The organism is Paenibacillus sp. A14 (assembly GCF_036864815.1).
Taxonomy (GTDB): domain Bacteria; phylum Bacillota; class Bacilli; order Paenibacillales; family Paenibacillaceae; genus Fontibacillus; species Fontibacillus sanfengchensis.
Window position 1 is genome coordinate 1 of the sequence record NZ_JBAGJD010000003.1, and the last position, 18,363, is coordinate 18,363.

Below are 18,363 nucleotides of genomic sequence, written 5' to 3' on the forward strand. Positions count from 1 at the left end.
GTGTTACTCACCCGTCCGCCGCTAACCATCAGAAGTGCAAGCACTCCATCAAGTCCGCTCGACTTGCATGTATTAGGCACGCCGCCAGCGTTCGTCCTGAGCCAGGATCAAACTCTCCAATAAAGTTGAAACTCATTGAATAAGCTGATAGCTCATTTTGAATCTGACGAGAATTTTACTTCTCATTTTAATACTCACTCGTTGTTCAGTTTTCAAAGATCAACTTCATTCATTTCGTTATCGCCTCATCATCGGCAACTTTTATATCTTATCATATGAGCAAGCTAGATTGCAAGAACTAATTCTTACCATTTCGCTTGCCACCATACCGTCGAAGCGGCAGGAATAATAATATAACATATTCAGCTAATGCTTACAAGTGATAAATTGTTCCAGGATTTCAGCTTTCATGCTTCAAGTTGCTATAAGCCTCGCCAAAACCGACTGGACACTTATCTTACCACGAAGAAAAAAGGATATCCATATATAAAGATATCCAAGGAAAAAGCTTCTTTATTTATTGGGACTTTGCTTTCTCATCTTCCTCCTGCAGCTTCACGATGGTATCGCGAATCGCTTTTTCGTGAGGCGTCCAGATGAGAGGTCCGATGTGTCTTTCGTATTTCTCCCCGCTCAACACAAACGGCTCTTCCGTCAAATATAGCATCTCGACAACCTCTTTCATCACCGGATTAAACCATCCCGCCATAGTCAGACTAACCTTCCCCATTGGAATCACCGTTTTCTTCCGCCCGCTGGCTTGCTGGGCAATCCGGACCAACTCGTGCCCCGAAAGCAGTCCCGGGCCGGGGATGTGCCAGTTTTGTCCATAAGAGCTATCCCGTTCCGCAATATTTACAATCATATTGGCCGCGTCTGGCAGATATACATATTCCCGGGGAACCTTCATGTTTCCGATAAAAGCGGTGCCCTTACCGGCCGCAATCGCCTGCATGGTCAATGAAAGGTAAGAAGCCTGGGCCGAAGGCCCGTAATAATCGGGGAGCCGGACGATCAACGGGCGGGCTTTTTTCCACCGCGAACTCAGGATCATCTTTTCATAAGCGAGACGGGTTTTCCCTTTACGAGTATGCGGAGTTTTAGGATGATCTTCCGTCGCTTTCTCCACGGTTCTCCTCCCATAAGGGTATATTCCATCCACCACTACCACTTTGGTCCCCAAACGTTCGGCCGCCTGCATCACCGCCTCGCCCAAAGGGAGAAGCCGGGTCTCCATCTCGTGATAAGGAATGTTGGCACTATGAAAAATAACATCCGCCCCCTCGGCGGCTTTCACAATGTCCTCAGGATGAAAAGCATCCCCTGCATAAAGACGTAACAACCGGTTGTGACCGATCTCATCCGCTAATTTCTTCAATTTATCCATGGATCTCCCGAATGCAATCGTCTCTACTCCCCTTTTGACCAACTCAACGGTTAATGGATGGCCTACACCCCCGGTTGCACCCAATACGATCGCCTTTTTCATCATTTTAATACTCCCTCCAAATTAATAATATTATTTTTGTTATTGATTGATCAATCACAAATACTCGAAAAAGATCTCCCTCAACCAAGATCTTTTTTCATAAGCTGAGGCAGATTCAAAGCCATCGTCACATTGCACAGCAGACCTCTGGCTATAAAATTTTCGGTTCGCCGTTGAGGATTCCCGATCCCCGCTTTCTCAAACGCATTTAGCACCATTTGATGTATTTCTGCCATCCCTTTTCTCATGGCCTCGCGAATCGGCTCTTCCTGAATGGTCTGCGCTTGCATCTGAAGCAAGATTTCGTTCCGGTGCAACTCCATAATCCCTTCGTATTCCCGGATCAAACCCGCCTCCAGATGCTCCTGATCCGCCGATCGAATGATGCGGTCGAACGCCTGCTGAATCCTTTGAAACGAAACTTCCAATGCCGCGACCATCAATGTCTCTTTATTAAAAAAACGAAAAACATACGGCTGCGAAATTTCGGCCCGCTCCGCCACTTGCGCGGTAGTTGCTCGGTAATATCCGATTTCCGCGAACACCTCAATCGCAGCGTTGACAATGTCGGTTCGCCGATTGGCCGAGGCTGCTCTCTTTGTCATAGGTTGGTGCCCCCTTCACCCGTTGTAGACTATCTGCACAACAAATGTTATTGATTGACCAATTACTAACTGAACTTAGTCTATCGCATCCTACCTGTTTTATCAAGCCTTATTTTTCCTTGTTATTCAAAAAAAATCGCCAAATCAAAAATCCGCGGTGTCCGCGGATTTCCTTACATCAATTTCAGAAAAGCCCTAATAACTTGTCCTGCCGTCCTGTCTTACTGGAGGCCCTTGGTGAAAATTTGAAACAGAACGCCGAACTTATCGGTGACCATGCCATATCCAGGGCTGAAAAATGTATCCTGCAGCGGCATTTCCACCTCGCCGCCTTCTTGGAGCGCACTAAAGATCCGTTCGGATTCAGCCAGATCATCCGTTGTAACACAAATCGAGAGCATGCTTCCTTTTTGCGGGGAATTGCCGGGAAAAGAGTCGGAAAACATCAGTACAGAATCTCCTACCTTTAAGGTCGCATGGGAGATACGGTCCTTCATTCCTTCGGGCAGCGGGAACTCAGGGTTTTCCGGCATCTCTCCAAAGCTTTGGGCGAAAAGCACCTCGGCTCCCAACGCTTGTTTGTAAAATTCGATCGCTTCTCTCGCATTGCCATCCATCGTTAAATAGGAATTTAAATGTAAAGCCATGAATTTTACCCTCCTTCTTTTAAAGTAAAGTTTCCACGGCTATCATACATTTATTTAAACTGATTTTCCACCTGTTCCAAATCGGCGCGGTCTTGTTCCAGACTTTCCTTCGCCCGCTCGATCGGTTCCTGGTTCATGCGCCCTTCGGCCTGCGCGATGGCATTTTCCGCTTTCTTAATAGCGTTACGGGCGTTTTGAATCGTTTCCTCCCTTGGATGGGATTGGGCCTGATTCACGGCACGGCGCACATTTTCCGCGGATTCCTGCGCTTGAGAGATTGGATTTTGCGACTGCAAACTGGAGAAGGGATTTTCTTTCATCTTAGCCTCCTTAGGAAATGATCTAATTCATCCTGCAGTCCTAATTTGAGGCAAACATGCCCGGATTATACCCTTTAAAACAGTACAGTGAACCACACTTTAACCGCGGTGGCAGCGATGATGGCCACCAGGCCGTACCGAAGGGCGCGGGTATCCATTTTGGCCGCAACCCGGGAGCCGAGCGGTGCGCCGATCAGACAGCCGATCACCGTAAATAGAGTGGGCAGGACGGGTAGCCCGCCCGTTGCGAGTTTCCCGGCAACACCACCTACGGCCGACAACAAGACAATTGCCAGCGAGGAGACGATCGCCGTCCGAACCGGAATGTTCAGAACAGTCAGCATGATCGGAATTAACAGAAAGGCACCGCCAGCCCCGACGATCCCTGAGACGATCCCCACGAGAAAGGCCAAAACAACGGCTAAAATTGCGGGAAAACCCGCGTTTTCCCCGGTCTCCGGAGCGGTTCCCCTTGGTGGAACGAGCATCAAAACGATGGCCAAAATCGCGAGTCCACCATATGTTATATTGATTAGATTTCCGGCGATATATCCGGAGGCTAGTCCGCCCAACAAGCTTCCGGCCAGAATACTACCTCCCATATAAAACACTAGTTTTCGGTGAACTCCGGGAGCATCCGGCTTTCTTTTGCGCGTCAATTGCGTGGTCAAAACTCCCGACAAGGCGGAAAAGAACACCTGAAACATACTGATCGCCGACACTTCCAGCGTAGTGAACCCGGCAAGCCCCAGAGCCGGAGGAACAAAAAGCAGCAAAGGATAGTTGATAATCGCTCCCCCAATTCCAAACATGCCCGCCAGAAAAGATCCCGCCAAGCCAAGCAGAACCATGACAAGTAGTAATAAAATGCTGATCACGTCCTTCATAAAACCCGTATACGAACCGGATCAAATCCGTTATAATAATACCAAGTAAATTAATCTGAAAAGAGGAATTAATGGATGGCCGGTCTGTTTAAAAAATGGTTTACTCCCAAATGTCCCGTATGCCAAAAGCCGCTCGCAGCAGACCGGGAACCCGATTGCCACGTCAAAAAATGCCCCGATGGCCATTACCGCGAGGAAAGTTACTACACGCTCGGTGTCAGGGTTACTTACCATTATAACTCCAATCAACAACAGGAGTAATTACTAAATGTCCCTTTTTGCTCCGTGTTTTCCCTTTCCGATATAATGGATTGGATAGAGCAATTATCGGGGAGGACAGAACTTTGAAAAATTTTGAGGTTTTACTGGAGAAATATGCCGAACTGGTCGTAAAAGTGGGCGTTAACATACAGCCCGGCCAGGTTTTGATTGTGCAGGCACCGCTCGAGACCGTGGAATTCACCCGTCTGATCGTCGCCAAAGCTTATGAAGCCGGGGCCAAATACGTTCAGGTAGAATGGGACGACGAGACGATTGCCAAGATTCGGTATGAGAAAGCACCGGACGATTCCTTCGGTTTTTACCCGAAATGGCAGGCGGATATGGTTGAGCAGCTCGCTGAGGGAGGCGGTGCTCTACTGCACATCAAAGTGCCCGATCCGATGCTGCTCAGCGGTGTGGACGGCAACAAAGTAGCTACCGCTGTGAAGGCGGCCGCGGTGGCCCGCGAGAAATTCCAGGGCTATATCCGGACGAATAAAATCAGTTGGTCGCTGATCAAGGCTCCGACACGAGCCTGGGCCGACAAAGTGTTCGCCGACCTGCCCGAAAACGGTCGGATCGAGGCGATGTGGGAGGCCGTATTCCAGATGAACCGGGTTAACGGGAATGAAGATCCCGTTGATGCTTGGCGGAAACATATCGGCAAACTGAAGGAAAAGCAGGAGTATATGAACAAAAAGCGGTATAAAAGCTTGCATTACCGCGCACCGGGTACGGACCTGAAGGTTGAACTGCCCGAAAGACATCTTTGGCTCGGCGGAGGAGACCATAATGAATCCGGCGTGTACTTCGTGGCCAACATGCCTACGGAGGAAATTTACACGATGCCGCTTCGCACCGGGGTAAACGGGACAGTTACGAGCACGCTCCCCCTGAATTTGAACGGGCGATTGGTCGAAGGCATTCGTCTGACCTTCAAGGACGGAAAGGTTACGGAATATCACGCCGAATCCGGGCGAGAACATCTTACCGCCCTGTTGGCTACGGATGAGGGAGCCTCCTACCTGGGCGAAATGGCCCTGGTGCCTCATAACTCTCCGATTTCTTTGATGAATCGGATTTTTTACAATACGGGGATCGACGAGAATGCATCCTGTCACTTCGCCCTGGGCAGCTCCTATCCCGTCAATATCGAAGGGGGCACAAAGCTCTCCAAAGATGAGCTGCTCCAAAAAGGCGCCAACGTCAGTCTGACTCATGTAGATTTTATGATTGGCTCGGCCGAGCTCGAAATCGACGGCGAGCTTCAGGATGGAACGATCGAACCCGTTTTCCGCAAAGGAAACTGGGCATAATGCTTAAGTCGTTGTTCTAACAAAAAGATCATGATTGACGCCTGATCCCGCCGGACTTCCCGTTAACCATGATCTTTTTTATATGACCCGATTTGAACCCGTTGGTGCATCCGGGTCGGCTTATGCATATCCTGAGAAAAACAAATGCAAAGGTGATATCGATGCTAGCGTTTATATTCTCCAAAGACACCCCACCTTACCTTTGTCGGCAAACCGAGCGCTCCCTGCTTTCCGTATTGCCTCAGGTCACGATCATGACCCTTTCGACGGGTCCTGGAAGGGGCGCCGCGGAACTTATCAACAGCGCCTTGGCTGCCATCCCGGAAGACTGGTTCCTTACACTGATCGCCGGCGAAGTCGTTAAACCGGAGCTGGCCCGGCAATTGGAGCACTGGTTTCGGACTGTTCCGGACGATACGGCCGGAGCCGTTCTGGACGACGCTTCGGCCGGTTCCGCTAATTTCCTTCCCGGCTCCCCCGCTCCCCGCGGCCCTATACTATGGCGCAAAGAAGCGGTTTGCACCGGGAGTTTCCCCGGATTTCCAACCTGGCCCGAATGCCCGTTCGATCAATACCTTTTGATTGATAAACAATATCAACTCGCACAAACATGGAAATGGCATCCGCTCGGTGGAGAGGTGCTTATCCCGAGTCCGATGCAGCCGCCTCCCTGGCTTAAAGAACCTGAGACGCGGAGGTTTATTCTCCCGCTTCTGTTCGCGAAGCACCACGAAGAGGAGACGGAGCGCCCGGACTTCACCCGACAGCCTCCGCGGATCACCATCGTCATCGCCTCCTACAACGACAGCGACTATTTGCCTTGGGCCGTACGTTCCGTAATGGCTCAATCCTTTTTGGAGTGGGAGCTAATCCTCGTGGATGACGGATCGACCGACGATACGACGCAAGTCATAGAGCGGTTTTCCCGAAGCTCCAGAATCCGCAGTCTTATCCTAAATGAAAACCAGGGCAAATCGTATGCACTGAATCAAGCTCTCCGGATGGCGCGGGGAGAATGGCTCCTTGAACTCGATGCCGACGATTGGCTCGCACCCGAATGCTGCGCCGCTCTGCTTGAAGGAGCCGAGACTATGCCGGAGGCTGCCGTCATTTGGGCCCAATATGCTCAATGGCAGGAACGGGCGAACCGGCAATTGCTGTTGCAGACCGTTTCCCGGCACGCTCCCGTCATGACCCCTGACGATCTATTGAGCCGGGCGGAACCGCTGGCTCCGCGACTGCTAAAAACCGCGGTTCTAAAAGAATTAGGCGGCTGGAATACGGCAGCACCCTTTGCCGGAAGACTGTACGAAGATTTGGAGCTGCTCATTCGAATCGCGCGCCAATTCCCCTTTGCTTTTGTACCCAGACCCCTTTATCACAGACGGATTAGAGGCGGCAGCATTACGCACCGTCAGCAAAAGGAGACGTACGAAATATGGAAGTCCTGGATGCGGGAACAATTGAAATCGCCGATGACGAGCCTTCATTAGGGGCTACTGCGGAATGCGCACGAAAATGACGTTATCCGAGAACACGGTTACTTGACGGGGCTCGGGAATATAATTGGAGCTCTCCGCCTGGACGACAAACGAGTCGTCGGAAACGCTCAGAAGCTGGCCCTGCAAAAACTGGTTAGCAAAAACCACTTCAATGAACCTTCCGATAAATGCACTTAACCTCTGTTCAAAATCCATCGCTTAATGCCCTCCTATACTCCATTTGCTTAAGATACGGATAAAACTTGATCGAGCGGAATGAGAACAATGCTGCCGTCCGGTTCCACAATTTCTATATAGTCCAATCCGATAGCCACCAATGTACCGAAAATCGGGCCGGCGGCGGTATCGATTGTTACGCTCGTGTTTAACAAAGGGGTCAACAAATTAATGATACCCTCATAATTTTCCGTTGGCCCGACATATTGCTGAACCTGTTGTCTCAAGGCGTTAATGTTGGAAAAAGCGTCATCGATTTGCCGCTGCTGCGAATTGATTTGGCGCAGAATACCGTCGACTAGTTGATGCAGGGCGGTAATCCGGGCATGCGCACTTTCCAGCGAATCCAGGGTCCCGTCTCCACGGGCCGAGCTGTCGTTCACTGTTTTATGAATCGTTGTAACCGTATGTTGAGCGGCGTTTCCGCCGGTAGACGTCCCCACTCCGGTTCCTGTCCCGCCCCCCGGACCTGCTCCAGGGGCTGGAGGAGACGGCGGCTGCGGTTTGGCTGCGGCTTGGGATGCAAGCTGGTTGACCTGCGTTTGCAAGGTGTTTATCCGAACGGTCAATTCGCTCACATTGCCGGTGAGCCGACCGACTTGCAGCTTTAGGCGGACGATTTTGCGTTTAAGACTATGGCGTACCTTGCCGCGTTTTCCCGTCCAAGTCCCTAGTTTGGGTTTTCGTTTTACTTTCCACTTTTTTTGTACCGGTTTTTCGTAATCCGGCAGTTGAGTGTTCCCCCATAAAATCCTCACGTTCCCTACCTCCTCACTTTGATACGGTAACTTATGTCATTCGCCTCCGTGCGGCAACCTATCTTCGCAAAGATAAGAAAAAGGCCTATTTGAGGAACGGAATTCCATAATTTTAGGCAGGCGGGCTTTCGCCCCATGCGGAGCGGCAGCTTCTCTCATACTCTAACCATAGACATTTGCTTAGGGAGGAGAGCTCTGTTGAAAAAAACAGGAACTCGCATCGAAAAACCGATTCGAAGCCTAGCGTTATTGAATGCCGGACCATCAACACCTTTAAGGGAAGGTGCCGGAGAAATGTTTCCGCGGGAGAACGCCGCGCTCGCCGCTCCTCCGGTAAAATCTCCCCCCCATTCCCCGAGCCGTACCGGTGAATTATATGATATATTTCGTTTTCCGGTCATTGATTGGCATTTCAGATGGCAGCGTCCGCAGCAGATATCCCGGCAATTTGCCGACCGGGGGCATCGCGTCTTTTATGTAACGACCGAGATGAATCCACTGCCTATGGATGCCGGAGGTAAAGAAGATATTGCGCGCTATGTCAAAATCAAAAAAATCGCGCCGAGGGTGTGGAACGTAACCCTTTGCTCAAGTTCCAGGCTCAATCTGTACCAAGATCAAATGAGTCCGCGGGATGTGGAGTTTTTGAGCCTGTCCGTCGAAGTCGTCAAAGAAAAATTCGCCATTACCGAGATGGTATCCATCGTAGATCTTCCGTTTTGGTCACCGCTCGTTGAAAATTTGACTGAGCACACGATCGTTTACGATTGCATGGATGACCACGCCGGTTTTTCCACAAACGCTTCATCCATGCTGCATCAGGAAGAAAGAATGATCCTCCGTGCGGATCTGGTGCTTGCCTCTTCTCAAGGACTTCAGGAGAAGCTTCAAAGACTCCGCCCCGATGTATCTTTGCTTCGCAATGCGGCGGATGTCAGCCATTTCGCAAGGTCCGCCCAAGTTCCGACGGCGGCCGAACTGGAGAAGCTCCGCGGCCCGGTGATCGGCTACTACGGTGCCATCTCCGACTGGTTCGACATTGATCTGATTCGGGAACTAGCGGAAAAAAGAAAAGATTGGACCTTCGTCCTGATTGGGCACACCTTCGGCTGCGATATTTCGAAGGTCGAACATTTGAAGAATGTCTTGCTGCTCGGCGAAAAACCTTATCAGCAGCTCCCCGGTTATTTGCGCCGATTTGATGTTGCGTTGATCCCTTTCAGACAGAACCGACTGACGGAGGCGACCAACCCCGTCAAGCTTTATGAGTATCTGGCGGCAGGCAAACCGGTCGTTTCCACGGAACTGCCCGAGGTCGCTTCGGTGTCTCCCCATCTTGTCGGGATGGCTTCGGACCCGGTTTCTTTCGAGCAAGCCATCGAATCCGCTCTAAGAAGCAAAGCCCCAGAATTGGAGGAGAAGCGGAGGGAATTTGCCCGTCAACATTCCTGGGAGCAGCGTTACCTGGATATCCACGAACTCATTCTTAAGCGGCTGTATCCCAAAGTAAGCGTCATTGTCGTGACCCATAACAATTGGACGTATACCCAGCAGTGTTTGCGTAGCCTGCTCCGTCCCGGACATTATCCGAATCTGGAGATCGTCATAGTTGACAATGCTTCCACCGATCAAACTTCACTGCGATTAAGAAGAATCCGGGACAGCAGAATCAAAATAATTCTTTCGGAGCGGAATTTGGGCTTCGCAGCAGGCAATTCACAGGGGATCGAGCAGGCGACTGGCGAGTATTACATTTTGCTCAATAACGATACGATCGTGCCGGACGGCAGTTGGATTTCCCGCCTACTTCGCCCCATGCAAGAAAATCCTTCAGTCGGGATGACCGGTCCGATGTCCAACTTTGTCGGCAATGATCAGGCGTTGGACCATTTTGTCGCGGACCCGGTATCCGGAGCCCATCCCGATTGGCTGCAGGATTTTTACCGGTTTAATCAAGGACGCGTCAGGACCACCGAATTGTTGGGATTTTTTTGCGTCGCCATGAAAAAGGAGGTTTGGGAGAAAATCGGTCCGCTGGACACCGGCTACGGCATCGGGATGTTTGAGGACGACGATTACTGCGAACGGGTGAGGGCTGCCGGATACCGGCTGCTCGTCGTTGAAGACGCCTTCGTGTATCACCACGGGAGCGCCACCATACGCAAAATGCAGCCTGAGGTATATAAAGAGCTTTGGGAAAAAAACAAGGGGTATTTCGAGCAAAAATGGGGGAAATCCTGGCGAACTCCTTTGCGGCCAGACAACCTCTTCTCGATAACGGAAACGCCCCGGCAGGCGGCCGAGCGAATCCAGGAAGCCGGGGTTCCCTGCATTCTGATTTTGGGCGAAAAAAAATGGACGGCGTATGCCTCGCGCTGGCAATACGTGGTCAGGGAGCTCGCTTCGAGCCAGAACTTCCTCCTGATCATAAACGCCCTCCGCCATTATAACCGGCCCATCACGGGCTTCCGTAAAGGAGGGTATCTGCTATATTTGACGAACCGGGTGGATTTGCTGGCGGAAGCGGAACTGGACGCCGTGATCTATTGCGGCGAATCAGCACCGGTCCCCGTCAACGCCAAACGCCGCATAGCCGATAGCTTTGCCTATCCGGAGGATCAGCTTGGACAGCTCTCGGCGGCCCTGCCCGACTTGGAGCGGTGGACGTTCCGGGATCCGGCCGAATTTGCCCGGCGGCTGAAGGAAGAAGTGCTCGGTTCATGCCCACTGCTTCAAAGTTCCACTTAAATGCGAAAATGCGAAAGCCCTCTAGTGCCTACTCGCCATGCGGCAAATGGAACGTAGAGGGCTTATTGTTTTTTCGATCAGGAGGAGGGCTTCGTCTGCTGCAAATAACGCTGAATCACTGCCGGATGCTCCCCTTTAAACTTGTTTGTGGCGATCGCATATTCGGGATGGGCGTAATTCCAATCCGCTTCGCCTTCATTTTCAGGCAAATTGACGTCGCCTCGCCGGTTATCGTTAAACTTGATTTTTTTTCCCAAGGCATAATGGTAATGGTAAATATTGATATCCACTCTGCCTCTGGGAATCTGCCAAATGCTTTGACCTCCCGGCCCTTCCAGCGTGCAATGATGCTTCTCGTCGCGATATCGGATACCGATGCCGGAACGCCACATCCGGGTAATGTCATTCGACCATCTTTCATCCCCGGGACTATTCACGCGGAGCGTTTTGGGATCTCTCCAGAAATTCACAAAGGGAAACTGGTAGATATGCACACCATGGCGGCTCATCAATTCCGGAAGCAACTCTTTAAAGCGGTCCTCCACAATTTCATCGATATCCAAATTCATAATCCAGTCTCCGGAAGCCTGCTCGATCAAAAAATTGCGCACCCGCGATTCATCCCAATCCTCCGAATAAGGAAGACCGGTTTGCGGCATGGTAAACAGTTTGATCGGATAACCCCGTTGTTGGAAAGCTTCTATCATTTCAAGCGTCCCGTCCGTGCTGCCTCCATCCACCATGATGATCTCATAGGCATAGGCACCTACACTCTCCAAATATAGCGGAACGAATGTAGCTTCATTAAGGACAGGAACAATCACCGACAATTTCATTCCCATCTTCTCCATCTGCCCCTTTTCCTTTACATATTTTACGTTTCTCCTCGAGCAGCCGGTACATTTCCTCAGGGTTGCCCCACGCGGCCTTATAGCGTAAGTAAAGCTTGTAATTCTCGTCATAATGCGGATTCCCGCTCGGTCCGACAAAAGGGTGCCAGAAATGAAACAGCTCCCCTTCCAGCCGGACATGCTTCCCTACCATCGTATCCAAGGAATAGGCGAATGCTTCATCCTCACCGCCCCAACCGATAAATCGCTCATCATACCCGCCAACGCTTTCAAAAGATTGCCGCAGCAGCACGTTCATCCCGCCTACGAAATAAGTCGCTTCGGCCGGCTTCGTGTCCGGCTGAACCGGCAGCGGCCAACTGCCGCTCCCTTCCTGCACGATTCGGTGGGAGACGGCCTCGGACAGACGATTGATCCGCGCAAACGGAATAACCCAGCGGTCTTTGCCAAGCCGTTGAATCGACTGGAGCAACAGCGCGGGATGATAAATCAGATCATTGTCCGCGATGACAAAAACACGTCCTGTGGCTTGAGAAGCGGCGCGGTTAATCGCCTTCGATCTGCTGAAAGGTTCATCCAAATCTTCACCGATGCATAACTGCGCCCCCGGCAGCATGCGTTCGTAAAACCGCCTGATATAATGAAAGGCCCGATCTCTAGGTCCGTCATCCGGCTTATACGGCATCAGTACGGATACTTCCTGAAACATATGTCCACACCTCCAAACTTATCTCGGCCGCTTCAAAAAGACACCGAGTTCGCGGTATTTTCCCGTTCCGAACGTATCCGCCAGCTTTACGTAATCCTCAAACCCCGTATGCTTGAACAGCAGGGACTTCTCTTCCTCGATCCGGTCGCCGGATTCCCAGAACAATAATCCTTGAACCGCACAATCTACAATACCAAGAAATCGTTCGCTGAGGTCGGGATCCCCCATGAAATGGTAAAACACCGTCAGCAGAAGCCCGACCTCATATCCCTGAAGTCCCACGAGACGCTCCAACGGCTCGCAAACCAGTTCAAAATCGGCCCGCTCCAGCCGGTTCAATTGCATCAGCAAATCCGTATGCTGCGGGTCCGGCTCGATGCCGGTAACCCGAGCACCTTCACGCGTGAAGTGACGGGCATAGTAGCCGATATTGCAGCCGATATCAAGCACCTTCAATCGTTTCAAGTTCCGGGGGCCCAAATACTCCAGGATCACATCCAGCCTGGTTTTATAAAATTCATCCCGCTCACTTCTCATTTCGTAGAAACGGGGATGCAGGATCGGCGTATAAATGAGGTCCCGTTGCTGCACTGCCATCGTATGCAACGTGTCCTCCAGCGCCTCCGGGTTCATCCAGCGCTCATAATCCGCACGCGGCATCCGGACGGGAATCCGCCTTAAACCGGAACAGTACAGAAAAGCAGCCCGATGATGTCCGTCCTGAATATTAAATCTCCCCGGCGTCCGATAGGTGACCTGCGGGGGATGATCCGTAAAATAGCTTGGGTCGTTCTGCAAATAGAAACGCATATTTTCAAATTCCATCCGTTTCTGGTTCAGCAGGCCTTCCCGTTCCATCGGCGGCACGATGCCTCTAAGGCGATGAATGCCTTCGTACCAATCCAAATAAGGTTCGGGAGAGGCTAAGGTCTCTCCGTAAAAATAGCGGAACAACTCTTGATGCGGCTCCATCCGCATGAGCGATACATCGGAGTAGACCTTATGGTGGGCAAACCATTCTTCCGTAAAAGAGGGAATTGTGTGCTCCTTATTCGCCGTGCGTACATCCACATCCGTAAAAATCAGCTCTATAGGTACTTCGGTCGTAACGTATAGTTCGGCAGTCAATGTCATCCTCCCCGTTTCCTTATCGTTATACGTCGTTAGCCGTCATAAACCGAACAGGACCCGGAACCATCGGGCCACCCCTTGATCTATCCTCCAATGGTCTTCGATCTGCTGCCGGCATTTTAATCCCAGGCTTTGAAGTGCCGTTCTCTCTTTCTTATACCGGTCTACCACCCGGATAAAAGCCTCGGGGCTGTCACTTTGAAGAATCAGTTCGTGAGCCTCGGAAGGCGCCGCTTCCCTGATGTAACCGACATCCGTTGAGAGGACCGGCTTGCCGCAGGCGAACGCTTCCAGCGCCGTGGCCCCGCCGCCCTCGTTCGAAGACGTGATGAGAAGAAGGTCGATGGAATGATAAAAGGAGGGCATATCCTCATGGGCATACCGCCCGGGGGTATCTAAAAATCGAACCTCGGCATCCTGCTCAAAATGGCTGCGTATGGGGAGGAACAAGGTATCATAGTTCTTGGATCGTTTATTCCGGTCCCCCGCCCACCCGACGACCAAAGGTTCGTCCGAAGCCCGAAGACGCTCGGCGGGATGAAACAGGCAATGGTCCACGAAATGACCGATATACTCGATGTCCGCCTTGGGCGCGAGCTGCTTCAGCTTATCCGTGAGCCTGCGGTTCATGCTGCCGATCTTACGGATTCTCGGAATCAGCAGCCGCAAAAATTCCGGATCCGGAACCAGTTCATCCTGCCATTCCCGGTAAGTGTCGTAATTTTTACTGAAATAGTAATAGGAGACCGCTGCGGCGGAATCGATCCGGACATGCTTGAAGATAGCGTAAGCGGCGATGCCGAGACACATAGCGGAAATCGTCCGATACTCCGCATTTAAAGCGGTGGTGCCCTTTTCCCGGATATAGTCGTCCAATTCTCTGGCGGACATGATATCGAGGGCGGGATGATACCGTTGGATCATTTTTGCCGTTTTTCCTAGGATCCACCACTCCACGTCATATAATAAAAGATCTTTCATCTCCCTTGATACTCACCTCCCGCTTCCGTCTGAACCGCCATATTTGATCATATTCGAGCTTGCCCCGCCAAGTTACGGGAGCGGCGAAATTGATGCATTTGCCTCGTCCTGCTCTTCTGCCCAAACAAGAAGAAGACCCCGCGATTGAAAACCGCGGAGTCCTCTGTTGTGGGAAGCGATATTTAAATGTTAAGCAATCTTCCAAAGGCTAGGGTATTCTACCTGACAAGAAACGAAGCAGTTTCTTTCGTCTCTTCCTTTTTGCAAGAGAGTTCATGGTAAATCAGCTGCCTTTCCGGATCGACATGGAACATGACATCCGTCTGGTGTTTTCCTTTTACCACTTCCCACTTGTTATTACTTTACCCGGCCTATGGGGATTGAAACGGAAGAACCCAAAATTTTATTAAAAATCTCAGATTGCCGCCTGCTCAGCCATCCGCCCGGCGATCTTCCCGGCGATCTGTTCCCCGTTCGCAATGCAATCCGGAATACCGACCCCGTAATAAGAGCATCCCGCCAAATAAACCCCGGGATAGGCGGAGGAAAGTTTTTGCTCCAGCGACTGCACCAGTTCGTGATGACGAATATGATAATTCGGCATGGAATCCAGCCATTTGGTAACGACGTGGGTGACCGGTTCGCTATGAATCCCCAGGCTGGCGGCTACATCTTTAAGGGCTACGTCAAGAAGTTCGTTCTCCGAAAGACCTTGAAGCCATGCAAAGGACGGTCCCGAACTTTTGTAAAACAATCTTACCAGCAGACGGCTCGTCCCGGAAGTATGCTTCCATTTCCGGCTGGTCCATGTGCAGGCATCGCAAACGACATCCGGGGACTGCGACACGATAAAGCCGGTGCCGTCGGCCTTCAGCTCCCCGTCGGAGAGATCGAAGCCCAAATAGACGCTGATCATAGAGCTGCTGCGCATCCCCGCGAAATCTTCGTCAAGCATGGCGTCCTTAAGCAAAGCCTGTGCCGCGGTATGCGGCGTGGCGATCACCACGAAATCGGCTTCCTTTTTGCTCCCGTCGGAAAGTTGGACTTGATATCGGCCTCCGGTACGGGATAGCGCTTCAGCCGAGATTTCCTTCAGCAATTCCACATCCTCCAGCCTGGATTCAATCCGATCCACCAACGCGGAAACGCCGTCTTGAAAGGAGAAGAATTTCTTGTCCCCGGTTCCTTTGAAGGTCTGACGGTTTTCGGCCAGACCTTTTATAATGCTCCCGTACTCGTTCTTATAATCCAGCAAGTATGGTAAAGTGGAAGCGAGTGTGAGATCGCTCAGGTTGCCGGAATACACGCCGGACAGCACCGGAGCGATCTGCTTCTCGACGATTTCCTTGCCGAGGAAGGCCTCCAGAAAGCCGCCCACCGAGTCATTTACCGTAAACGTCCCGTTCGGGGTGTAAAAATCCTTCAGCGCTTCAACCTTGCCCTCAGCCGAGATCAATTCGCTCTTGGCCAGCGATTCCAGGCTGAGCGGAATGCCGAAAACCGCGTCTTCCGGAATCAGCTTCAACCGGCCTTCCGTATAAATATAGGATTTGCCAGTTGCGTTATAGACGACCTCTTCGCTCAGGCCCAGTTCTTCCACAAGAGGGGCCACATTCTTCTTCCGGGCGACGATGGAATCGGCGCCGGCTTCCATAATAAAGCCGTCTTGGCGGACCGTATGGATCTTCCCGCCAAGCCGTTCGCTCGATTCGATCAGCGTAATCCGGGTCTCAAGCCGCCGGGACCGTATCTCTTTCTGCAAATAATAAGCCGCGGACAGACCTGTGATTCCGCCGCCGATGATCACGACCGTTTTCAATTGACTTCCACCTCGATTAGAGAACTCTTTCACAATATAATTATAATGATAACCCAAGTAAGGAGGCGGAAACAATGATTTGGCGAACAATCCGTCGGCGGGTTACCGAATCGTCAGCTTTTTTTCCCGGTGTAAATGAGCACGGCATCGCGCAGAAACTCGGCCGTTCCGGGACCATTTTTATCATAGTAAGTTTTAAAACGTTCATCGGCCACGTACATCTCTGCCAATCCGACATGCGCTTCCGCGGAATACTGGTCCCAGTAAAACGTAAGCCACCGCTTATGCAAATCCGCCGCTTGTTGCGCCGCCTCGCCTGCTGGATCCCCGGCCGCCATTCCCGTTTGCAAGGCCGAGAACATCTCCCGCTCCAGACGCTGCAGTTCTTGATGCTCCTCTTCCGTCATATTTAGAACCTTGGCATTGGAACGGTTCACCGCATCTTCTCCGTATTTTTCGCGAATTTCCTTGCCAAATTTCACTTCATTATCCTCAACCAGCTTCTGTTTAAAGCCCTCGAATTTTTCCCGATCCGTCATCTTCGTTCTCCCTTCCTTCATCGCAATCGTTTTGTCCACATTGGCAATCAATGCGTCCAGTTGCTGTCTTCTTTCCAGGAGTCGTTCACGGTGCTCCTTCAAAGCGCGGGCCCCGTCGAATGACGGGTCATTGACGATCGATCCGATCTGTTCCAGGGAAAACCCGAGTTCCCGGTAGAACAAAATCTGCTGCAGCCGATCCACTTCATCCTGACCGTAAATCCGGTATCCCGATGAATTGATCCTCGCCGGCTTGAGAATCCCGATTTCATCATAGTACCTTAAGGTCCGGGTGCTGACTCCCGCCAACTGCCCCAGCTTTTGAATCGTGTATTCCATAGAATCTCCTCCTGACGAATCCAATGTACACCTTAACGCCGCGTGAAGGTCAACCCCGTTTTAAGCTGTGACGGCAAAAAAAATAAGAAGCCCCTTCCGTCATCCATAAGGATGGCCGGGAAAGGGCTTCCTGACACGCGCTAGTTCTGTCTGCCGGGATTATCGCCTACCAGGCGTACGCCTGTGGCGCTTCCCCGCCCGGCCCCGGGAAAATTTCATCCAGCCGCTGGAGCTCCGCTTCGCCCAGCTGAATGTCAACCGCGCGCAGCGCGGTCTCCAGCTGCCCGAGCGTCCGCGGGCCGATGATCGGCGCGGTCATCGCCGGACGCGTAAGCGTCCAGGCCAGCGCCACATTGGCCTCGCTTTCGCCGAGCTCGCGGCAAAAACGCTCGAACGCCTCGAGCTGCCCGCGATGCTTCTCCACGCGGGCGGGATTGTTCGCGCGTTTCGAGCCCGGCGCCGGGCGCAGCGCATGGCCGCTCAGCAGGCCGCCGTCCAGCGGGCTCCAGGCGATCACGCCGATGCCGTGCTCCTCGGCGGCCGGAAGCACCTCCAGCTCCGGCAACCTGCAGAGCAGGCTGAATTTATGCTGCTCGGAAATCAGACCGAGCATGCCTTTCGCCTTCGCTTCGTATTGCGACTTCACCAGATCCCGGCCGGCGAAGTTGCTGGAACCGATGTACCCGATTTTCCCCTGGTACAGCGCTATGCTGAAACCTTCCCAAAGTTCGTCCCAAGACACGTTGCGGTCCACATGGTGCATTTGATACAGCTCGATGTGATCGGTTTGCAGCCGCCGGAGCGATCCCTCCAGATGGCGGCGCATCTTGTAGGCGGACAGCCCGGGAGCATTGTTGGGCCCATCGTTCGAGTCGCTCATCTCCCCGTAAAACTTGGTGGCCAGAACGACTTTCTCTCTCCGGCCCCCTCCTTGGGCGAACCATTTCCCGATAATTTCCTCGGTTCTGCCCGCATTTTCACCCCAACCATAGATATTGGCCGTATCAAAAAAATTAATCCCCGCATCCACGGCGGCATCCATTATTTTAAACGCTTCGCGTTCTTCCGTATCCACGCCGAAATTCATCGTCCCCAAACAAAGCCGGCTGACTTTTAACCCGGAACGGCCCAAATAGCTATATTTCATACTTGTTCACTCCTCATCAATTGAATGAAAACAAAATGCCCATGCTATCTTTCGTTAGGACAAACTGCTGACATCACCACCCTTCCATCTCGCCGTGT

17 protein-coding genes and 1 rRNA gene are annotated in these 18,363 nt (G+C 51.9%); 3 read left to right on the forward strand and 15 right to left on the reverse strand.

What is annotated here, in order from left to right; translation table 11 throughout:
- The 6 genes from V4U88_RS07960 to V4U88_RS07985 form a co-directional block, all read right to left on the reverse strand.
- Window positions 1–123, reverse strand: a 16S ribosomal RNA gene (locus V4U88_RS07960); the annotation flags it as partial.
- A 394-nt stretch (window positions 124–517) separates the two neighbouring features.
- Window positions 518–1,489 carry an SDR family NAD(P)-dependent oxidoreductase gene (locus V4U88_RS07965; protein ID WP_334073361.1) on the reverse strand — a complete coding sequence of 324 codons (972 nt, stop codon included), beginning with the start codon at window positions 1,487–1,489 and terminating at the stop codon, window positions 518–520.
- 80 nt (window positions 1,490–1,569) lie between these two features.
- Window positions 1,570–2,094, reverse strand: a complete 525-nt coding sequence (locus V4U88_RS07970; protein WP_334072746.1) for a TetR/AcrR family transcriptional regulator — start codon at window positions 2,092–2,094, stop codon at window positions 1,570–1,572.
- Window positions 2,095–2,315: 221 nt separating this feature from the next.
- Window positions 2,316–2,741: a VOC family protein gene (locus V4U88_RS07975; RefSeq protein ID WP_334072747.1), complete on the reverse strand. Its 426-nt coding sequence runs from the start codon at window positions 2,739–2,741 to the stop codon at window positions 2,316–2,318.
- Between the two features lie 50 nt (window positions 2,742–2,791).
- On the reverse strand, window positions 2,792–3,061 hold the full coding sequence (locus V4U88_RS07980; protein ID WP_334072748.1) for a hypothetical protein: 270 nt from the start codon (window positions 3,059–3,061) through the stop codon (window positions 2,792–2,794).
- Between the two features lie 74 nt (window positions 3,062–3,135).
- Complete coding sequence (locus V4U88_RS07985) at window positions 3,136–3,936, reverse strand: sulfite exporter TauE/SafE family protein (protein ID WP_334073362.1); 801 nt, start codon at window positions 3,934–3,936, stop codon at window positions 3,136–3,138.
- Window positions 3,937–4,292: 356 nt separating this feature from the next.
- On the opposite strand from V4U88_RS07985, the gene V4U88_RS07990 reads away from it, so the two are divergent.
- Complete coding sequence (locus V4U88_RS07990) at window positions 4,293–5,525, forward strand: aminopeptidase (RefSeq protein ID WP_334072749.1); 1,233 nt, start codon at window positions 4,293–4,295, stop codon at window positions 5,523–5,525.
- 161 nt (window positions 5,526–5,686) lie between these two features.
- Window positions 5,687–7,018 carry a glycosyltransferase family 2 protein gene (locus tag V4U88_RS07995; RefSeq protein ID WP_334072750.1) on the forward strand — a complete coding sequence of 444 codons (1,332 nt, stop codon included), beginning with the start codon at window positions 5,687–5,689 and terminating at the stop codon, window positions 7,016–7,018.
- 3 nt (window positions 7,019–7,021) lie between these two features.
- Here the strand turns inward: V4U88_RS07995 and V4U88_RS08000 are convergent, their stop codons facing one another.
- A complete protein-coding gene (locus V4U88_RS08000; RefSeq protein WP_334072751.1) occupies window positions 7,022–7,222 on the reverse strand; it encodes a hypothetical protein in 201 nt (66 codons plus the stop codon).
- A 29-nt stretch (window positions 7,223–7,251) separates the two neighbouring features.
- Window positions 7,252–8,001, reverse strand: coding sequence for a hypothetical protein (locus V4U88_RS08005; protein WP_334072752.1), 750 nt, complete (start codon window positions 7,999–8,001; stop codon window positions 7,252–7,254).
- 198 nt (window positions 8,002–8,199) lie between these two features.
- On the opposite strand from V4U88_RS08005, the gene V4U88_RS08010 reads away from it, so the two are divergent.
- Window positions 8,200–10,749, forward strand: a complete 2,550-nt coding sequence (locus V4U88_RS08010; RefSeq protein WP_334072753.1) for a glycosyltransferase — start codon at window positions 8,200–8,202, stop codon at window positions 10,747–10,749.
- Between the two features lie 77 nt (window positions 10,750–10,826).
- Here the strand turns inward: V4U88_RS08010 and V4U88_RS08015 are convergent, their stop codons facing one another.
- The 7 genes from V4U88_RS08015 to V4U88_RS08045 form a co-directional block, all read right to left on the reverse strand.
- Entirely contained in the window at window positions 10,827–11,585 is a 759-nt protein-coding gene (locus tag V4U88_RS08015; RefSeq protein WP_334072754.1) for a glycosyltransferase, read from the reverse strand.
- Window positions 11,554–12,309, reverse strand: a complete 756-nt coding sequence (locus V4U88_RS08020; protein ID WP_334072755.1) for a galactosyltransferase-related protein — start codon at window positions 12,307–12,309, stop codon at window positions 11,554–11,556. The genes V4U88_RS08015 and V4U88_RS08020 overlap by 32 nt, the downstream gene beginning before the upstream one ends.
- An 18-nt stretch (window positions 12,310–12,327) precedes the next feature.
- Window positions 12,328–13,437: a class I SAM-dependent methyltransferase gene (locus tag V4U88_RS08025; RefSeq protein WP_334072756.1), complete on the reverse strand. Its 1,110-nt coding sequence runs from the start codon at window positions 13,435–13,437 to the stop codon at window positions 12,328–12,330.
- Window positions 13,438–13,479: 42 nt separating this feature from the next.
- On the reverse strand, window positions 13,480–14,421 hold the full coding sequence (locus tag V4U88_RS08030; RefSeq protein ID WP_334072757.1) for a glycosyltransferase family 4 protein: 942 nt from the start codon (window positions 14,419–14,421) through the stop codon (window positions 13,480–13,482).
- A 415-nt stretch (window positions 14,422–14,836) separates the two neighbouring features.
- Window positions 14,837–16,240, reverse strand: coding sequence for a protoporphyrinogen oxidase (locus V4U88_RS08035; protein ID WP_334072758.1), 1,404 nt, complete (start codon window positions 16,238–16,240; stop codon window positions 14,837–14,839).
- Between the two features lie 113 nt (window positions 16,241–16,353).
- Window positions 16,354–17,118, reverse strand: a complete 765-nt coding sequence (locus tag V4U88_RS08040) for a MerR family transcriptional regulator (RefSeq protein WP_334072759.1) — start codon at window positions 17,116–17,118, stop codon at window positions 16,354–16,356.
- Between the two features lie 166 nt (window positions 17,119–17,284).
- Window positions 17,285–18,265 carry an aldo/keto reductase gene (locus tag V4U88_RS08045; RefSeq protein ID WP_334072760.1) on the reverse strand — a complete coding sequence of 327 codons (981 nt, stop codon included), beginning with the start codon at window positions 18,263–18,265 and terminating at the stop codon, window positions 17,285–17,287.
- Window positions 18,266–18,363 lie beyond the last annotated feature (98 nt).